Raw genomic sequence first — 2,325 nt, forward strand, 5'->3', positions numbered from 1 at the left:
CTGCTACCCAAGACGCTGCACGCCGAAGTCCCGTCGCCGCACGTCGACTGGGACGCGGGCGACGTCAGCCTGCTCACCGAACGCCACATTGGGGCGCTCCGGGACCTGCTCCAGGATCACGTGCGCGTTGGTGCCGCTCATGCCGAACGAGGACACGCCGGCTCGGCGCGGGCCGTCGGCGAGCCACGGGCGGGTTTCGGTGAGCAGGCTGACGTCGCCCGCGTCCCAGTCGACGTGCGGCGACGGGACTTCGGCGTGCAGCGTCTTGGGTAGCAGGCCGTGCCGGATGGCCTGGACCATCTTGATCACGCCGCCGACCCCGGAGGCCGCCTGGGCGTGCCCGACGTTCGACTTGAACGAGCCCAGGTACACCGGCCGGCCTTCGGGCCGCTCGCGGCCGTAGGTGGCGATGATGGCCTGCGCCTCGATCGGGTCGCCCAGCTTGGTGCCGGTGCCGTGCGCCTCGACGACGTCCACGTCGGACGGGGTCAGCCGCGCGTTGGCCAGCGCCCGCCGGATCACGCGCTGCTGCGACGGCCCGTTCGGGGCGGTGAGGCCGTTGGACGCGCCGTCGGAGTTGATCGCGGAGCCCTTGATCACCGCGAGCACGCGGTGGCCGTTGCGCTCGGCGTCGGAAAGCCGCTCGAGGAGCAGCATGCCGGCGCCCTCGGCCCAGCTCGCGCCGTCGGCGTCGGCCGAGAAGGGCTTGCTGCGCCCGTCCGCGGCGAGGGCCCGCTGGCGGCTGAACTCCACCAGTGACACCGGGGTGGACATCACGGTCACGCCGCCCGCGAGCGCCAGCGTGCAGTCGCTTTCCCGCAGGGACTGGCAGGCCCAGTGGATCGCCACCAGCGACGACGAGCACGCGGTGTCGATCGAGACCGCGGGGCCCTCCAGGCCGAAGGTGTAGGCGACGCGGCCGGACAGCACGCTCGGCGAGTTGCCAGTGCCGAGGAAGCCTTCGAAGCTGTCTGTCGCGGCGCCGAGGAGGCCGCCGTAGTCCTGGTAGGTGATGCCGGCGAAGACGCCGGTGCGGCTGCCGCGCAGCGTGGCCGGGTCGATCCCGGCGCGTTCCATCGACTCCCAGGACACCTCCAGCAGCAGGCGGTGCTGCGGGTCCATCGAAACGGCCTCGCGCGGGCTGATCCCGAAGAAGCCGGGGTCGAACGCGCTCGCGTCGTGCAGGAACCCGCCCTCGCGGGCGTAGCAGGTCCCCGGCGCGTCGGGGTCGGTGTCGTAGAGCGCCTCGAGGTCCCAGCCGCGGTCGGTGGGGAACGGCGAAATCGCGTCGCCGCCCTCGGCGACCAGCCGCCAGAGGTCGTCGGGGTCGGCGATGCCGCCGGGGTAGCGGCACGCCATGCCGACGATCGCGATCGGCTCGTCGACCCGGGTGACGACCTCGGGGTGCTCTTCTTCTTCGCCGAACAGCTCGGCGTGCAGCGCCTTCGCCAGCGCGACCGGGGTCGGGTGGTCGAAGACGGAGGTCGCGGGCAGCCGCAGGCCGGTCGCGGTGTTCAGCGCGTTGCGCAGCTGGACGGCGGTCAGCGAGTCGACCCCCAGTTCCTTGAACGCCCGGTCGGCGCCCACCGCCTCGGGCCCGGAATGGCCGAGGACCAGCGCGGCTTCGGTGCGGACGATCTCGAGCAGCGCCCGGTGCCGGTCGGTTTCGGGCACCCGGGCGAGCTTCTGGTGCAGCGCGTTGCCCGCGTCGGCCACCTGGGCGACCACCCGGCGGGTCTTGACCGGCTCTTTCGCCGAGGCCTTCTCGACGCGCTCGATGGGCCGGAGCGCGCCCCTCGTGCCCAGCAGGTCGAACGTCTCACCGGGGCGGTAGGCCAGCGCACTGTGCGCGACGGCTTCGAGCACCGCGGTCTGCGCCGCGACCAGTCCGTCGCCGCCGGCGGTGGTCAGCACCACGAGGTGGACGTCCAGCTCGGCGAGGTTGAGGGCGATGTCGGCGCGGTCGCGCAGGTCGGCCGCGCCCGCGGCGAGTCCGATGTGGACGGCCGTGGTCACGTCCGGGACGGCCCGGAGCGCTCGCGCCAGTTCGTACCGGTCGGCGGGGTCGCAGGCGACGAAGTCGGCTTCCCCCAAGGGTTCCGCGCCGAGCACGACGAGCCGCTGGACGCCCCGGTCGTCGACGAGGTGCCGCGCGACGGCGGCGCCCAGTTCGCCGGACGCGCCGGTGAGCAGGACGGTGCCCTCGGGTTTCCAGGCGTCCGGCGTGACCGCGGTGGTCCGGGGCTCGTAGCCGGCGCCGTCGCGGATCGCGAGCCGATCCGCCACCGGCGCGACGGCGGCGCCGGCGGCGAGGGCGAAACCGCC

Annotated in this window: 1 protein-coding gene; it reads right to left on the reverse strand. The window is 73.8% G+C overall.

What is annotated here, in order from left to right:
* Nucleotides 1–3: 3 nt before the first annotated feature.
* Nucleotides 4–2,325: beta-ketoacyl synthase N-terminal-like domain-containing protein (locus tag AB0M83_RS48515; RefSeq protein WP_364529622.1), on the reverse strand; the 2,322-nt coding region annotated here is incomplete at its 5' end.

The organism is Amycolatopsis sp. NPDC051106, from assembly GCF_040682775.1.
Taxonomy (GTDB): domain Bacteria; phylum Actinomycetota; class Actinomycetes; order Mycobacteriales; family Pseudonocardiaceae; genus Amycolatopsis.